Origin of the sequence: Phytohabitans aurantiacus, from assembly GCF_027923225.1 — a bacterium.
GTDB lineage: Bacteria > Actinomycetota > Actinomycetes > Mycobacteriales > Micromonosporaceae > Phytohabitans > Phytohabitans aurantiacus.
Genome location: NZ_BSDI01000015.1, coordinates 1 through 15,430 on the forward strand (window position 1 = coordinate 1; position 15,430 = coordinate 15,430).

Below are 15,430 nucleotides of genomic sequence, written 5' to 3' on the forward strand. Positions count from 1 at the left end.
TCAACACAAGACCCCGAATGACCCTCGGCTGGGCCAACCCAGCTGACAAAATGGCCCAACTACTCGGTGTTGCAACCACCGGTTGAGCTCGCCTCTGGCAGCAATAAGTGTTCAAGATCTCGCAGATGCCTGAACAAGACGAGTGGCTGCGCGCACGGACATGGAAGGGACGTCGTCGGGTCGGTGGGGCTTGGCTCGCGGAGTCGGCAGCGTGGGCCGGGGGTTTCGGCGAGCGCTTGCGAGCCGCCGGCCCGCGCGGTGCCCGCGGGAGCATGCGGTCCGCAGGTGAGTCGGACCGGGGCAAAATGCAAGTCGAGCGATCTGCGGAGAATAGCTAGGTGCGGAGGCGGGTGGCCATTGTTTTGGCCAGGGTCCGGGCTTGGTTTTCGTCGTCGCCGGACAGGCTCAGCGTGCTGACGAAATAGCCGACGCGGACGACCACGATATAGGTGATTCGGTTGCCGGAGAGTTGGCTGATTAGCAGGGAGTTGTCGCCGGCGAAGCCTCGGTCGGTTACTGAGAGTTTGATGTCTGCGCCGTCCGGGACGGAGAAGCCTCGGCAGGTTATGAGGACGCGGCTGATGTCGAGGATGTTCGCTGAGGCGTCGGGGTAGAGCTCGACGATCTGCCAGGCGTTCCAGCCGTCTGGGCCTAGGTAGGTAGCGGCGCGTGCGGCTCGGCGTTGGGCTGGCGTTTGGTAGTTGGACTCGCGGTAGTCGGGGCAGCCCGAAACGATGGTGGAGATGGGCCAGTCTGGGCCGTCCGGGCCCTGGTCGTCGAGCTCGCCGGCCTCGACTTGGGTGAAGGAGAAGTCGGGGACCCTCAGGAGAGCCGACTGCGGTACGGCGGTGGGGACCGCCGCGGGTGGGGAGACCGAGGCGCCGGGGCGGGGTGGTGGCGCGGCAGATGGGCGGAGTGCTGCCCAGCATGCTCCCGCGCCGGCGACGGCGAGCACCGTGCAGGCGGCGGCCAGGGCCTGGCGGCGGCTGCGTTGGCGGGCGCGGCGGCGGAGTTGGTCTGGGGAGGCGAACGGGGCTGGTGGTTGGGCGCCGTGCATCTGCTCGAAGAGCGTCGAAAGGTTGTCAGACATGGGTGCCCTCCGACGGGTCCAGGGCGAGCAGTTCGGCGAGCGCGCGACGGCCGCGGGTGAGGCGGGCCTTGGTGGTGCCGGTCGCTACGCCTGTTTCGCGGGCTACCTCGGCCACTGGCAGGCCGACGAGGTGGTGGAGCACGATCGCCTCGCGTTGGGGTACCGGCAGGCGTCTGAGGGCGGAGATCAGGAGGACGGTGTCGGGGTTGGGGCCGGGGATCGATGGCGGTGGGCCGGCGCGGCGGTGGGCGAAGACGGCGTTTCGGGCGCGGCGCCAGCGGCTGATGGCGATCCGGCGGGCGACGGTGCGTACCCAGGCTTCGGGGTCGCCGTATCCGCGCACCGTCGACCAGCGTTGCCACGCGCGGGCGTATGCCTCCTGGATGACGTCTTGGGCTTCGGCGGCGTTGCCGGTCAGGGCGTACAGGCACTCGAAGAGCCGCTGTCGGCTCTCCGCGTAAAAGGCATCAAACCCGTCGTTTTCCGCCACGACCACTCCCCGGCGCTGACCGAACCGACCCTAGTCACGCCTGCCCAGCCGAAAAGGTTGCGAATCTTGATGACTTAGTGCGCGCTGGTGGTCGTAAGTCATCAAGATTGCGCGGGAGGAGACCAGCCAGCGGCCTCCAAGGCGCGGCGAAGTTGAGCTGCCACATCGTCGGGGCGGCTGCGGATCCAGGATGCCGGAAATCGTAGAGTTCGGTCGCCCTTGATCCAGACGTCGTTCTGGCGTCGCATGTCGGCTTCCCAATGGCGTACCTCCATATGGTGAGCGCCGTCGACCTCGGCGTGCAGGTGCCACTCGCGCCAATACGCGTCGAGAAAACGGAGCCTGCCGCTGGCGTCCACGCGTCGCTCCTGCAGGTCGGGTCGGGGGAGCCGGTATCGGCGGCAGAGCCGCACGAAGTCGATCTCGGAGAGGGCCGTCGCGGCCCCTTCCAGATCACCTATCGTCTCCAGGATGATTCGTCGGCGGCGCAAGCGAGGGAGCACGGAGACGACCTCTCGCAACTCCCCTGGCAGGACTCTGCGCTGCTGGCAGCCCGCAGCTAGCGCCACGCGTGCATCATCGTCGCTGCGGGCCCAGGCGGCGGCGTCCACCAGCGATCGCGGAGTGGTCGTGCGCATGGGACGGCCGACCTGGATGTGGTCGTCGGGCAGGACCGTGGTGCGGTGTACGACGACAGCTGGCATGTCGATCGGCAGGTGGCGGAGCAGCCCGCTGGGCACCCGCGTCGCGGACACCAACACATAGATGGGCTCGGCCTGCAGGCCGCGGACACCAGACTCCAGTGCGGCGGTCGCCCCCGCGAGTAAAGCGCCGCGGCCGGCTGCCAGGACCGCGACCCAGAGTTGCTGGTCACGGGTGAGCCTGCCGTTGGTCGTTGCCAGGATGCCGCGGCAGATCGTTCGCCAGCGTCCAGAGCGCACCATGCGCCGCACGGTGGCGTGACCCACCGACTCGACAGCCTGTCGCGTGGTCAGTACGCCGGACTGGTCGAAGGCGAGCCGGTCGAGGCGCGACGCGGGCAAGGCCGTCACTCACGCAGTCTGACCGGTAGCGTCGGAGCCGTGCGTACCCACAACGGGCCGCGGCTGGTGCTCGCGTCGGCGAGTCCGGCGCGGCGCAAGCTGCTTCAAGCCGCCGGCATCGAGCCGGAAGTCCTGGTCAGCGGCGTCGACGAGTCAGTGATCGAGGCGGCCACAGCCGAAGAACTGTGTCTCACACTCGCCAGGATGAAGGCAGAAGCCGTCAGACAGCCCGATGCGCTCGTGCTCGGCTGTGACTCCGTGCTCGCCTTCGAGGGCGAGATTCTGGGCAAGCCCGCCGACGCCGACGAAGCGACCAAGCGGTGGCTGCGGATGCGCGGTCGGAGCGGCGTACTGCACACCGGTCACTTCCTGATCGACGGGGACAGCAGGGCGGAAGCCGTCGCCAAGACCACCGTCTGGTTCGCCGACGTCAGCGACGCCGAGATCGCCGCGTACGTGGCAACGGGCGAGCCGCTGCTGGTGGCGGGAGCGTTCACGATCGACGGGATTGGTGGGGCGTTCATCGAGCGGGTTGAGGGCGATCATGGCAACGTGATCGGCTTGTCGTTGCCGCTGCTGCGTAGGCTGCTCGGCGAACTTGGATATTCGATCACCGATTTGTGGAGGCGATGATGACGCTCAAGACGATGCAGATGACCGCTGAGTTGCAGGCGTACGTCGTCGCCCACGGCACGCCGCCCGACGAGATCGTCCAGGATCTGATCGACGAGACGCAGGCGGCGCTGCCCGACGACGCGGAGATGCAGGTCGCGCCCGAGCAGGCGGCCCTGCTGATGTTCCTGACCAAGCTGATCGGCGCGCGTCAGGCCGTCGAGGTGGGCACATTCACCGGGCTGTCGTCGCTGTCGATCGCACGCGGACTGCCCGCCGACGGCAAGCTGACGTGCTTCGACATCTCGGACGAGTACACGTCGGTGGCGCGGCGATACTGGGAGCGGGCCGGGGTGGCTGACCGGATCGAGCTGCGGATCGGGCCGGCGGCGGACCGGCTCAAGGAGTTGCCGGCCGAGCCGCACCTGGATTTGGCGTTCATCGACGCCGACAAGCCCGGATACCCCGCGTACTGGGCGGAGATCGTGCCGCGCATGCGCCCGGGCGGACTGATTCTCGTGGACAACGTCCTGCGCCACGGCCGGGTGCTCGCCCCAGTCAATGAGGGCGATCACGCGATCGCGAAGTTCAACGAGCAGGTGATGGGCGACGACCGGGTGGACCAGGTGCTGCTGCCGGTCGCAGACGGACTAACGCTGGCCCGTCGCAGGTAACCAGCGCGCTAGCCCGTCGCGGGTAGAAGACGGAGGCGAGCCACGAGCAGCGCTGCCACGGCGATGAACGCGGGCAGCAGTAGGAACGCCATGTGTGGCCCGATGCCGTCGGCCACCCATCCCAGTACCAGTGGTGCGACGCCGAACCCGACCGCGACCGAGTACGACGAGTACGCCACCGCGCGGTCGGGTTGGTCGCCCGCCGCGGCCAGCGCCATCGACACGCCCAACGGGTAGTGCAGGGCGTTGCCGAGGCCCACCACGACCAGGCCGGCGGCGGCGAGCCAGCCGACCGGCGAGGTCCAGAAGATCGCGAATCCGGCGAGGCTCACGGCGAGCGCCCCGAGCAGCAGCGGCGCGGGCGCGACCCGCAGCGCGATGCGTCCACCGATCAGCCGCCCGGCGAACATGCCCGCCACGATCGACGCGACGGTTGCGGACGCCGCTCCCGGTGACATGCCGGCGTGGGTGCGCAGTACGTCGGCCGCCCACAGCGACAGGCACACCTCTATCGAGGCGGTGGCGGCCATGAGGGTCCAGGCGATCCAGTAGGCGCGTGGCAACGGCGTGCGCTCCGGTGGGCCACCAGACAACGCCGGGCCGGCCGGAAGGCGTACTCGAAAAATCAACGACGCGACGGTGACCAACGCGACCAGAAGGATCACGACGGCGAGGCCCGGCCGCCAGGTGAGGCCGGCGCCCACCGTGAGGCCGACCACGATCGGTGCGAGGACGCCGACGCCGGCGGCAGCCGCGTTGGCCTCGCTGAGCGCGGCCGGCGCGGCCGGACCGTGATGGTCCGAGAGCGCGGTGTTGACGGCGCAGACCACCCAGGTGCCGAAGGCGGAGGCGAGCATCGTCGCGGTGAGCGTCGCCGGGAGTGGCCGGAAGGCGCACAGGATGAGCACGGAGGCGACGACGCCGGCGAGACCGGCCCAGAGGGTGCGCCCGCGGCCGATCCGCTGTGCCAGTGCCGGAAACGTCGCCGCGCCGAGCAGGCCGCCCGCCGCGAGCGCGGTGCTGTGGAGGCTGGCGATGGCGGCGGTCGTGCCCTGCTCGTCGCGCAGTAGCGGCACCACCGGACCGAATCCGTAGAGGAAGAAGCCCCAGGCGCCGAGCTGCGCGTAGATCAGCCACGTCACGCGGTCGTGCATGAGGCGGGGCACGGTTCCACCGTACGGACCGTGCCCCGCTCGGCAACTCGTAGCTACCGAACGCCCCGTGCGAACGAGCGGCCCGCCCACATGAGCGCCGCCACGGTGAGCACGCCGAGGATCAGCAGCGACTGCCACACCTTCGGGTCGCCGGCGTCACCGGCGAAGAGCGCCCGGCTGGCGTCGACCGCCCACGCGAACGGGTTGAACTTGGCGACCGTCGCCACCCAGCCGGTGAGCGGCAGCAGGATGCCGGAGAGCAGCAGAAGCGGCTGGGCGAGCCCGTTCATGAGCGGGGCCAGCGCGTCTTCGGTCTTGAGCTTGAGGGCGAGCGCGTTGGACGCCGCCGACATCATCACGCCGATCAGGCCCAGCATGAGGAACGCCAGCAGCAGGTCACCGAGGTGCACCGTCAGCCCGAACGGGATGGCCAGCACGGTGATGAGCAGCGCCTGGAAGAGCAGGGTGGCGACGTCACGCAGGGCTCGCCCGAGCATGAGAGCGACGCGGCTGATCGGGGTGACCCGGCTGCGCTCGATCACACCGGCACGCAGCTCGGCGATCAGCCCGAACCCGGTGAACATCGCCCCGAACATCGCCAGCATCACCAGCAGGCCGGGCACGAAGATCCGGTATGCCGCGGCGGCACTGTCGGCCTGGAGCGCGTCTTTGAGCAGCGGGCCGAAGAGCAGCAGGAAGTAGAGCGGCTGGAGCACGCCGATGATCAGCCACACCGGGTTGCGCAGGATGAGCAACGTCTGGCGCTGGAAGATCAGCCAGGTGTCACGGAACGGTTTCATCGTCAGCTCTCCCGCAGCGATCGGCCGGTCTTCTCCAGGAACACGTCGTCGAGGCTCGGGCGGTGCAGCTCGATCGAGCCCAGGGCGATGCCGGCGGCGTCGAGCTTGCGCAGGATCAGCGGGATCGCGGTGGCGCCCTCGTCGACGTAGAGCCGCAGGCCGCCATCGTCGACGGTCTCCAGCTTCTTGATGTATGCCTCGGTGTCGAACAATTCGGCCGCCTTCGGCGTCGAACCGTTGAGCCCGACGGTGACCACGTCTCCCGAAATCTCGCGCTTGAGCTCGGCGGGAGTGCCCTCGGCGACGATCTGGCCGTGGTCCATGATGGCCATCCGGTCGCAGAGCGCGTCGGCCTCTTCGAGGTAGTGCGTGGTCACGAAGATCGTCATGCCCTCGGCGCGCAGCCTGCGGATCTCGTCCCACATGTGCGCCCGGCTCTGCGGGTCGAGGCCGGTGGTGGGCTCGTCGAGGAAGATCACCTTGGGCTCGTGGATGATGCCGAGCGCGATGTCGACGCGCCGGCGCTGGCCGCCCGAGTAGGTCTTGCACTTGCGGTCGGCGTACTCGGTCAGCTGGAACGCCTCCAGCGCGCGCACCGCGCGGCGCTGAGCCTCCGCCTTGCTGATGCCATACATCCGGGCGTGCAGCACCAGCTCTTCGCGGGCGCTGACCTCGTCCCACGTGGTGCCGCCCTGCGCGACGTATCCGATGCGCCGGCGCACCTCGCCCGGTGCCTTACGCAGGTCGGCGCCCGCGATGGTGGCCTCGCCGCCATCAGGCTCGATGAGCGTCGCCAGCATGCGCAGCGTCGTGGTCTTGCCGGCGCCGTTCGGCCCGAGGAAACCGAAGATCTCTCCCTCTTGGACGAACAGGTCGACGCCGCGCACCGCCTCAACGGTCTTTGTTTCGCGGCCTTGCCGGGATTTGAACGACTTCCGTAGACCTTTGGTCTCGATCATGCCCCGCTCCCCGTGGACACGGATGACTGACTATCGCGCACACGCTAACGCGATATAACGCAACTAGTCAACCTTGATTATTACTCGACCTTGGAGCGCCATTGCTCCCAGCCGGGGTGCGGAGGCATCCTCCCCGGCAGGTACGACGTTCCGGACTCGATCAGCTCCGCCACCCGCTCGCACCACGCGATCTCGCCCTCGTTGCGCGCCACCGCCAGCTCCCACATCCACGCGACGTGCGGCGGCTTGTCGCGCAACCAGCCCTTCTCGGCGGCCGCTTCGATGCCGTCGCTGCCGGCGCGGAGCTGGGCCGCCCTGTTGCGCAGCGCCGCAGCCGCCTCGTCGCGGGGCATCGCCGGCAGGAAGGCAAGCGCGGCGAAGAACGGGTCAGCCGCCGGCTTGACCTCCCACCAGTAGCCCCGGAGCAGGTTTTCGAACTCGTCGACACCCTTCGGCGTGATCTCGTACGTCGTCCGGGCCGGCCGCGCCCCGACCTGCTCCGTCTTGACCTCGCGCAGCATCTCTTCCTCGGTCAGCTTGCGCAGGGCATGGTAGATCGAGCCGGGCTGAACGTTCCCCCATTTATCGGCGCTCCAGCTGAGCAGCTCACGGCGCACGTCGTAGCCGTGCACCGGCTGCATCCAGTTGACGAGGCCAAGGATCAGCATGCGCGTTGTCGACACCCGACAAGCGTAATAGGCAAATTTGACTAACCCGCGAGTAACATCAACTTAAGGGCGTCGCTATACACTCCCCACCATGCGCAAGGTCCTCATCGCCAACCGTGGCGAGATCGCCGTCCGGGTCATTCGCGCGTGCCGCGACGCCGGGCTGGGCAGCGTGGCGGTTTATGCCGATTCCGACCGCGACGCGCTGCACGTGACGCTGGCCGACGAGGCGTACGCGCTCGGGGGTGACACGGCGACCGATACCTACCTGCGCATCGACAAGCTGATCGGCATCGCCGAGCGCGCCGGGGCCGACGCCGTGCACCCCGGCTACGGCTTCCTGTCCGAAAACGCGGACTTCGCGGAGGCCGTTCGCAACAAGGGGCTCACCTGGATCGGGCCCACCCCGCAGGCCATCCGCGACCTCGGCGACAAGGTGACCGCGCGCCACATCGCGCAGCGGGCCGGCGCTCCGCTCGTCCCCGGCACGCCCGACCCGGTCGGCGGGCCGGACGAGGTGGTCGCGTTCGCCGAGGAGTACGGGCTGCCGGTGGCGATCAAGGCGGCGTTCGGCGGCGGCGGGCGCGGCCTCAAGGTCGCCCGCACCGTCGAGGAGATCCCCGCGCTGTTCGAGTCGGCCACCCGCGAGGCGGTCGCGGCGTTCGGGCGCGGCGAGTGCTTCGTCGAGCGGTACCTCGACAAGCCCCGGCACGTCGAGGCGCAGGTCCTCGCCGACCAGCACGGCAACGTGATCGTCGTCGGCACGCGCGACTGCTCGCTCCAGCGGCGCCACCAGAAGCTCGTCGAGGAGGCGCCCGCCCCGTTCCTCAGCGACGACCAGCGCAAGCAGATCCACGAGTCGGCCAAGGCGATCTGCCGCGAGGCGGGATATCACGGCGCTGGCACCGTCGAGTACCTCGTCGGGCAGGACGGCACCATCTCCTTCCTGGAGGTCAACACGCGGCTACAGGTCGAGCACCCGGTCACCGAGGAGACCGCCGGCATCGACCTCGTGCGCGAGCAGTTCAGGATCGCGGCGGGCGACAGGCTGCGGCTGCTCGCCGACCCGACCCCGCGCGGGCACTCGATCGAGTTCCGCATCAACGGCGAAGACGCCGGCCGTAACTTCCTGCCCGCCCCCGGCACGGTCACCGACTTCCGCCTGCCATCCGGGCCGGGCGTGCGCGTCGACAGCGGGGTGCGAACCGGCGATGTCATCGGCGGCAACTTCGACTCCCTGCTCGCCAAGGTGATCATCACGGGCGAGACGCGCGCCGAAGCCATCGAACGCGCCCGCCGAGCTCTCGACGAGATGGTCGTCGACGGGATGGCGACGGTCCTGCCCTTCCACCGTCTCATCGTTCGCGACCCCGCCTTCACCAGCGAACCCTTCACCGTCCACACGCGCTGGATCGAGACCGAGTGGTCTGACGCCGTTCCGGCGTGGATTCCAACCGAGTCGGGGTCCGCGCAGCAAGAGCAACGCGACACCGTCGTGGTCGAGGTCGGCGGCAAGCGCCTCGAGGTCTCCTTCCCAGCCGGCTTCGGCGGTACGCCGGGCGGGGCGACCGCCCGAGGCGCCGCTCCGCGTCGCGGTCGTGGCCGCCCCGCTGCCGCGGCTGCCAGTGGCGACACGCTCGCGTCCCCGATGCAGGGCACGATCGTGAAGATCGCGGTCGCCGACGGTGACACCGTGGCCGAGGGTGACACCATCGTGGTCCTGGAAGCCATGAAGATGGAGCAGCCCCTCACGGCACACAAGGCGGGCGTGGTGACGGGCCTCACAGCCTCGGTCGGCGACGTGGTCACAGCGGGAGCGGCGATCTGCCAGCTCACTTAACATGAGCTGAGTGCGGTTTCTCTCCGGCGCGTCCTACGCGCACGACCTGACCTACAGCGACGTCTTCATGGTGCCGGCCCGATCCGAGGTCGGATCACGGCTCGATGTCGACCTCGCCAGCGCCGACGGCACCGGCACGACGGTACCGATCGTCGTGGCGAACATGACGGCGGTGGCCGGCCGCCGGATGGCCGAGACGGTGGCCAGGCGCGGCGCGGTCGCCGTGATCCCGCAGGACATCCCGATCGACGTGGTCGCCGAGGTGATCTCGTGGGTCAAGCAGCGCCACCTCGTACACGACACGGCGATCACGCTGAGCCCCACCGATACCGTGGGTGACGCGATCCACCTGCTGCCGAAGCGCGCCCACGGCGCCGTGGTCGTGGTGGACGACGACGGGCGGCCGGTCGGCGTGATCACCGAGGCCGACTGCGTGGGGGTGGACAGGTTCGCGCAGGTGCGGCACGTGATGTCGACGGAGTTGCACACCGTGCGCGCCGAGGCGGATCCGCGGGAGGGGTTCGAGCGGCTGTCGGCGGGGCGGCGCCGGCTCGCTCCGGTGGTCGACATCGAGGGGCGGCTGGTGGGCGTACTGACCCGCCAGGGGGCGCTACGGGCCACGCTGTACCGGCCGGCGCTGGACGACAAGGGCCGCCTGCGCACCGCCGCGGCGATCGGCATCAACGGGGACGTGGCCCGGAAGGCGGCCGCCCTGCTGGAGGCGGGCGTCGACACGCTCGTCGTCGACACGGCGCACGGCCACCAGGAGCGGATGATCGCGGCGCTTCGGGCGGTACGCGCACTCGATCCGGGTGTGCCCGTCGTGGGCGGCAACGTGGTGACCGCCGACGGCGTCCGTGACCTGGTCGAGGCGGGCGCCGACATCGTCAAGGTGGGCGTCGGGCCGGGCGCGATGTGCACCACGCGCATGATGACCGGCGTGGGGCGGCCGCAGTTCTCGGCGGTACTCGAATGCGCTGCCGCCGCGCGCGAGCTGGGCCGGCACGTGTGGGCGGACGGCGGGGTACGGCACCCGCGCGACGTGGCGCTGGCACTGGCGGCGGGCGCGTCCAACGTGATGATCGGTTCGTGGTTCGCCGGCACCTACGAGTCGCCCGGTGACCTGTACACCGACGCGGACGGCCGGCGGTACAAGGAGAACTTCGGGATGGCGTCGGCTCGGGCGGTGAGCGCCCGCACCGCCGACGACACGCCGTTCGACCGGGCCCGCAAGGCGGTCTTCGAGGAGGGCATCTCGACCGCCCGCATGTACCTGGACCCCGAGCGCCCCGGCGTGGAAGACCTGCTCGACGAGATCGTGGCCGGGGTGCGCAGCGCGTGCACGTACGCCGGTGCCAACTCACTGGCGGAGCTGCACGAGCGAGCCGTGGTAGGCGTCCAGACATCGGCCGGCTACACGGAGGGCATGCCGGTACCCACCAGCTGGTGACCCACCCGCGTGATCAGGTGCTGAAGAGGAAGCGGGCCATCGCGCGCACAGCCGTTTCCGGGTCGGTGCCCACCTCGGGTGGCAGCGCGCCGCCCAGCCACAGGGTCGCGAAGCCGTGCACGATCGACCAGGCGGCGATCTGGGCGGGCAGCGCGTCGCCGCCCACGCGATCCGCCGGCAACGTCGCGACACCGAGCGAAAGGCCTTCCCCGGACCGGTCGCGGGCGGCCCGCAGCGCCGGGTCGTCGGCGTCGTAGAGGTCCGGGCGGAACATCACCTCGAAGTGCGCACGGTGGTCGACGGCGAACCGCACGTAGGCCACGCCGACCTCCAGCAGGTCGCCGGTGCGCTCGCGCGCGTCGGCGAGCGCGGCACCCAGCAGCTCGAATCCTTCGGTGGCGAGCGCCGTCAGCAGCCCTGACTTGTCACCGAAGTGGTGCGCGGGCGCCGCGTGCGAGACGCCCGCCCGGCGCGCCAGGTCACGCAGGCTGAGCGCGGCCGGCCCTGACTCGTCGATCGCGGTGACCGCCGCCGCCAGCAGCGTGCGCCGCAGGTCGCCGTGGTGGTACGTGCGCCTCTCACTCATGCCCTCACTCTAACTTGCCATTGACAAGATGACACCGGCCGAGGCAATCTTGTCAGCGACAAGTTGGAAGGGAAGGTACCGCGCATGGCACCACTGATCGCTCTCGTCGCCGGCTCACTCCTGGCGCGGATCGCCGGCTTCGCCGGTGTCGACGCGCTCGACGGCTGGCAGCCGGCCCTGCGGGTGGGGTTGGCGCTGATGTTCCTGCTCACGGGGTACGCACACTTCGCACCGAAGATGCGCGGTGACCTGATCGCGATGGTCCCGCCGGCACTCCCCCGTCCGGATCTGCTGGTCACCGCCACCGGCGTACTCGAAATCGCCGGTGCGATCGGCCTGCTGATCCCCGCGACCGCGCCCTGGGCGGCGGGCGGGTTGGCCCTGTTGATGCTCGCGTTATTTCCCGCGAACATCTCCGCCGCACGCCGTAAGGTGCCGTTCGGCGGCCGGCCGGCGACGCCGTTGGGACGCCGTACGGCGGAGCAGGTCCTCTTCGTCGGCGCGGCCGTAGCAATTTTGTTTGGCACCTAATCATTAGGGGGCTAACATAGCCGGCGTGAAACTCGCGGTGATGGACGACGTCCCTTTGGGGCGGCTGGTTGCCCTGGCCGGGCGGCTGGCCACCCAGCGCTGGCAGCAACTGCTGACGGAGGAGTTCGACCTGACGCCATCGGGCATGAACGTGGTGATGACGTTGCTGCGCGAGGGTGAGTTGCCTCACGGGGAGGTGGCCGGGCACTGCATGGTCCGGCCCGCCACGCTCACCGGCATCATCGACACGCTGGAAAAGTCGGGCTACGTCGAGCGGCGCCGGAGCGCGGGCGACCGGCGCGCGGTGACCCTGGCGCTCACCGAGCACGGCGCCGAGCGTGGCCGGCGGCTCGTGGCGTACATGCACCGGGGTGCACCACTGACCACTGTGGACGCCGATCCCGCGAAGGCGGCGGTGGTTCGCGAGTTTCTCCTCGAACTGATCCGCAAACTACATACGGGGGAGGAATCAGATGAGCGCAGCCGTTGAGGTGCGCGACCTGGTGAAGCGGTACCCGAAGCGTGACGTCAACGCGGTCGACGGGCTGAGCTTCACGGTCGAGCCGGGAGAGATCTTCGGGCTGCTCGGCCCGAACGGCGCCGGCAAGTCCACGACGATCGGGGTGCTCACCACCCGCGTCCGGGCGACCAGCGGAGACGCGACGGTCGCCGGCATCGACGTGGTGCGCGATCCGGTGGCGGCGCGGCGGCTCTTCGCCGTCGTACCGCAGCAGAGCAACCTGGACCGGTCGCTCACACCGCGCCAGAACCTGGCGTTTCACGCGGCGTACCACGGTTATCCGCGTGCGGAGCGCAACGCCCGCGCGGCGACCCTGCTCGACGAGTTCGGCCTCGCCGAGCAGGCCGACGTCAAGGTCGACTGGTACTCGGGCGGCATGGCCCAGCGCCTGATGATCGCCCGCGCGATGATGCACGAGCCGCGGGTGCTCTTCCTCGACGAGCCCACGACCGGGCTCGACCCGCAGTCCCGGATCTTCATGTGGGAGCGGGTACGCGACCTGCGCTCCCGTGGCGTCACCGTGGTCCTGACCACGCACGACATGGACGAGGCGGCGGAGATGTCCGACCGGGTCGGCATCGTCGACCACGGCAAGCTGCTGGCGCTGGACACACCGGCGGGTCTCACCCGCGGCGTCGCCGGGCAGGGCGTGCTCGACCTCAGCGTCACCCCGGCGGCCGGCGACGACACCGACAAGCTGATCGCGGCGCTCACCGACGTCGCGGGCGTCTCCCGCGGTGAGCCGGTCGGCAACAACGGCTCGATCCGGCTGTACGTGACGGCGGAGCCCGAGACGCTCATCGGTCCGGCGGTGACCGTGCTGACTTCGCGCTCGGCCACCGTGACCGACGTGCACATGGGCTCCACCACCCTCGAAGACGTGTTCATCGACCTGACCGGGAGGGCACTGCGATGACCGATGTGGACATTCGGCCCTCTGAGGCTCGGCCATCCGCTGGGCGGGCGTTCCGGGCGATCCTGTGGCGGGACGTGTTCGTGACCGGCAAGGAGTTCTGGGTCTTCCTGGCCCAGGTGGCGCTCCAGCCGCTGTTCATGCTCTTCGTCTTCGCCAAGGTGCTCAACGCCGGCGGATACGTCACCGACGACTACGCCCACCTGCTGCTGCCCGGCATCGTGGCGCTGACCGCGTTCCTGACCGCGCTGCAGACGGTGTCGTTCCCGCTGATCATGGAGTTCAGCTTCACGCGGGAGATCGAAGACCGGCTGCTCGCACCGCTCCCGACCTACCTGGTGGCGATCGAGAAGCTGACGCTCGCGATCGTGCGGGCGCTCGCGTCGGCCGTGGTGATGTTTCCGATCGGCGCCCTCGTGCTCGGCTCGGCACCGTGGCACGCCGACGGCCTGACCCTCCTGGTCGTCAGCCTGATCCTCGGCAGCTGGGTGGGCGCGGGCATCGGGTTGGCGCTCGGCACGATGGTGCCGCCCAGCAAGATCAGCGTGATCTTCGCGGTGATCCTGACACCGCTGATGTTCACCGGCGCCACCCAGTACCCGTGGAAGTCGCTGGATTCGATGCGCTGGTTCCAGGTGGTGACCGCGTTCAACCCGCTGACGTACCTGTCGGAGGTGGTGCGGGCCGCGGTCGTGCCGGACGTGCCGCACATCGCTCCATGGATCTGCCTGCTGGTGCTGACGCTTTCGGGCGCGCTGTTCACCGCGATAGGCATCCGCGGTTTCATGCGCCGCGCCCTCTCCTGACCTCGGCGCCCACCCGCTCGATCGCCTCGCTGAATGGGACGGGCGGGAGGGGCGCCGAGCCGCGCGGGCGCAGAGAGATCCGGTCGGGGTCTCGGGCACCGATGACCGCGGCGTACGGGATGCGGCGGCTGACCGCCTCGCGAATCCGGGAGCCGAGGCTGCCCTCGGCGTTCACCCGGACGCGCAGCCCGTGGGATAGCGCCTCTCGCACGAAGGGTTCCACGGAGACGTCACCAACCGGCAGCACCTCCACCTGCACGGGCGCGTACCAGACCGGGAACGCGCCCTCGTGCACCTCGATCAGGTACGCGAACAGCCGCTCCATGCTGCCCACGATGCTGCGGTGCAACATGACCGGCCGGCGCCGCGCACCATCGCGATCCACATAGGACAGACCGAACTGGGCCGGCTGGTGGAAGTCGAGCTGCACGGTCGACAGGCTCATCTCCCGCCCGGCCGCGTCGAGTACCTGCACGTCGATCTTCGGTCCGTAGAACGCCGCCTCGCCCGGAGCGTCCACATAGGGCAGACCGAGCCGGTCCAGCGCCGAACGGAGCACCGCCGAGGCGCGGTCCCACATCGGCGGGTTGTCGACGTACTTGCCGCCTTCGCCGCGCAGCGACAGCCGGAACCCGGCTGGGCGTACACCCAGGGCGGCGTGCGCCCGCTGGATCATCTGGAGGATCGCGGCCACCTCGTCCTCCGCCTGGTCGATCGCGCAGAAGTTGTGCGCGTCGTTGAGCCAGATGCTGCGCACCCGGCTCAGGCCGCCGAGCACGCCGGAGCGCTCGGCGCGGTACATGCCGCCCAGTTCGGCTATTCGCAACGGCAGGTCGCGATAGGACCGGCTCCGGGATCGGAAGACCAGGGCGTGGTACGGGCACATGGCCGGCCGCAGCACGAACTCGTCGTCCTCGGACAGGCTCATCGACGGGAACATGTCGTCTGCGAAGTGCGGCAGGTGGCCCGAGAGCTCGAAGAGCTGGCGTTTACCGAGCGGCGGCGAGTACACGTGCTGGTACCCGGCGAGCCGCTCCTCCTCCCGGATGTACTCCTCGACGGCATGCCGCGCGGCGGCGCCATCGGGCAGCCAGATCGGCAGGCCGGCGCCCGCGAGCGGGTCGGAACGGAACAGTTCGAGGTCGCGCCCGAGCTTGCGGTGGTCGATCATTTCTCCCCCTGACGGGTAGGTGGGGCGACCCGCCGCGAGGCACGACGAAGGCCCCGGAGCGGATTGCCCCGGGGCCTTTGGATGTCGTGGTCAGCGCATCACGACGCGGCGCCGGGGTGACCC

17 protein-coding genes are annotated in these 15,430 nt (G+C 69.7%); 8 read left to right on the forward strand and 9 right to left on the reverse strand.

The genetic code is table 11. The features are described from left to right. Positions 1 to 334: 334 nt before the first annotated feature. From QMG73_RS17570 to QMG73_RS17580, 3 genes are all read right to left on the reverse strand, one after another. Complete coding sequence (locus QMG73_RS17570; RefSeq protein WP_281896889.1) at positions 335 to 1,090, reverse strand: hypothetical protein; 756 nt, start codon at positions 1,088 to 1,090, stop codon at positions 335 to 337. Continuing rightward, positions 1,083 to 1,580, reverse strand: coding sequence for a SigE family RNA polymerase sigma factor (locus QMG73_RS17575; protein ID WP_281896890.1), 498 nt, complete (start codon positions 1,578 to 1,580; stop codon positions 1,083 to 1,085). Before QMG73_RS17575 ends, QMG73_RS17570 begins: the two co-directional genes overlap by 8 nt. Before the next feature lie 101 nt (positions 1,581 to 1,681). Continuing rightward, entirely contained in the window at positions 1,682 to 2,632 is a 951-nt protein-coding gene (locus QMG73_RS17580; protein ID WP_281896893.1) for a type IV toxin-antitoxin system AbiEi family antitoxin domain-containing protein, read from the reverse strand. A gap of 30 nt (positions 2,633 to 2,662) precedes the next feature. Here QMG73_RS17580 and QMG73_RS17585 point away from each other — a divergent pair, with 30 nt between their 5' ends. Beyond that, on the forward strand, positions 2,663 to 3,256 hold the full coding sequence (locus QMG73_RS17585; RefSeq protein ID WP_281896894.1) for a Maf family protein: 594 nt from the start codon (positions 2,663 to 2,665) through the stop codon (positions 3,254 to 3,256). Next, on the forward strand, positions 3,256 to 3,909 hold the full coding sequence (locus QMG73_RS17590) for an O-methyltransferase (RefSeq protein ID WP_281896895.1): 654 nt from the start codon (positions 3,256 to 3,258) through the stop codon (positions 3,907 to 3,909). Before QMG73_RS17585 ends, QMG73_RS17590 begins: the two co-directional genes overlap by 1 nt. A gap of 8 nt (positions 3,910 to 3,917) precedes the next feature. Here the strand turns inward: QMG73_RS17590 and QMG73_RS17595 are convergent, their stop codons facing one another. The 4 genes from QMG73_RS17595 to QMG73_RS17610 form a co-directional block, all read right to left on the reverse strand. Beyond that, positions 3,918 to 5,075, reverse strand: coding sequence for an MFS transporter (locus tag QMG73_RS17595; RefSeq protein WP_281896897.1), 1,158 nt, complete (start codon positions 5,073 to 5,075; stop codon positions 3,918 to 3,920). 41 nt (positions 5,076 to 5,116) lie between these two features. Further along, positions 5,117 to 5,863 carry an ABC transporter permease gene (locus tag QMG73_RS17600; RefSeq protein ID WP_281896899.1) on the reverse strand — a complete coding sequence of 249 codons (747 nt, stop codon included), beginning with the start codon at positions 5,861 to 5,863 and terminating at the stop codon, positions 5,117 to 5,119. Between the two features lie 2 nt (positions 5,864 to 5,865). After that, entirely contained in the window at positions 5,866 to 6,822 is a 957-nt protein-coding gene (locus QMG73_RS17605; RefSeq protein ID WP_281896900.1) for an ATP-binding cassette domain-containing protein, read from the reverse strand. An 80-nt stretch (positions 6,823 to 6,902) separates the two neighbouring features. Continuing rightward, positions 6,903 to 7,505, reverse strand: a complete 603-nt coding sequence (locus tag QMG73_RS17610; RefSeq protein ID WP_309299488.1) for a PadR family transcriptional regulator — start codon at positions 7,503 to 7,505, stop codon at positions 6,903 to 6,905. A gap of 76 nt (positions 7,506 to 7,581) precedes the next feature. Between QMG73_RS17610 and QMG73_RS17615 the strand changes: the two genes are divergently transcribed. Further along, on the forward strand, positions 7,582 to 9,330 hold the full coding sequence (locus tag QMG73_RS17615; RefSeq protein WP_281896901.1) for an acetyl/propionyl/methylcrotonyl-CoA carboxylase subunit alpha: 1,749 nt from the start codon (positions 7,582 to 7,584) through the stop codon (positions 9,328 to 9,330). Between the two features lie 10 nt (positions 9,331 to 9,340). After that, positions 9,341 to 10,780, forward strand: coding sequence for a GuaB1 family IMP dehydrogenase-related protein (locus tag QMG73_RS17620; RefSeq protein WP_281896903.1), 1,440 nt, complete (start codon positions 9,341 to 9,343; stop codon positions 10,778 to 10,780). Between the two features lie 13 nt (positions 10,781 to 10,793). Here QMG73_RS17620 and QMG73_RS17625 read toward each other — a convergent pair whose 3' ends face one another. Beyond that, positions 10,794 to 11,366 (reverse strand): TetR/AcrR family transcriptional regulator, encoded by a 573-nt coding sequence (locus tag QMG73_RS17625; RefSeq protein ID WP_281896906.1) that lies wholly within the window; start codon positions 11,364 to 11,366, stop codon positions 10,794 to 10,796. Positions 11,367 to 11,450: 84 nt separating this feature from the next. Between QMG73_RS17625 and QMG73_RS17630 the strand changes: the two genes are divergently transcribed. The 4 genes from QMG73_RS17630 to QMG73_RS17645 are packed head-to-tail and all read left to right on the forward strand — an operon-like array spanning position 11,451 to position 14,136. Next, complete coding sequence (locus QMG73_RS17630; protein WP_281896907.1) at positions 11,451 to 11,897, forward strand: DoxX family protein; 447 nt, start codon at positions 11,451 to 11,453, stop codon at positions 11,895 to 11,897. Positions 11,898 to 11,922: 25 nt separating this feature from the next. Then, entirely contained in the window at positions 11,923 to 12,387 is a 465-nt protein-coding gene (locus QMG73_RS17635; RefSeq protein WP_281896908.1) for a MarR family winged helix-turn-helix transcriptional regulator, read from the forward strand. After that, positions 12,371 to 13,333, forward strand: a complete 963-nt coding sequence (locus tag QMG73_RS17640; protein WP_281896909.1) for an ABC transporter ATP-binding protein — start codon at positions 12,371 to 12,373, stop codon at positions 13,331 to 13,333. The genes QMG73_RS17635 and QMG73_RS17640 overlap by 17 nt, the downstream gene beginning before the upstream one ends. Continuing rightward, positions 13,330 to 14,136 (forward strand): ABC transporter permease, encoded by an 807-nt coding sequence (locus tag QMG73_RS17645; RefSeq protein ID WP_281896912.1) that lies wholly within the window; start codon positions 13,330 to 13,332, stop codon positions 14,134 to 14,136. The genes QMG73_RS17640 and QMG73_RS17645 overlap by 4 nt, the downstream gene beginning before the upstream one ends. On the opposite strand, the gene thrS is transcribed toward QMG73_RS17645, so the two are convergent. Continuing rightward, the gene (gene thrS / locus QMG73_RS17650) at positions 14,114 to 15,307 is read right to left on the reverse strand and encodes a threonine--tRNA ligase (protein ID WP_281896915.1); all 1,194 of its coding nucleotides are present in this window, start codon (positions 15,305 to 15,307) and stop codon (positions 14,114 to 14,116) included. The genes QMG73_RS17645 and thrS overlap by 23 nt on opposite strands. Positions 15,308 to 15,430: the final 123 nt, after the last annotated feature.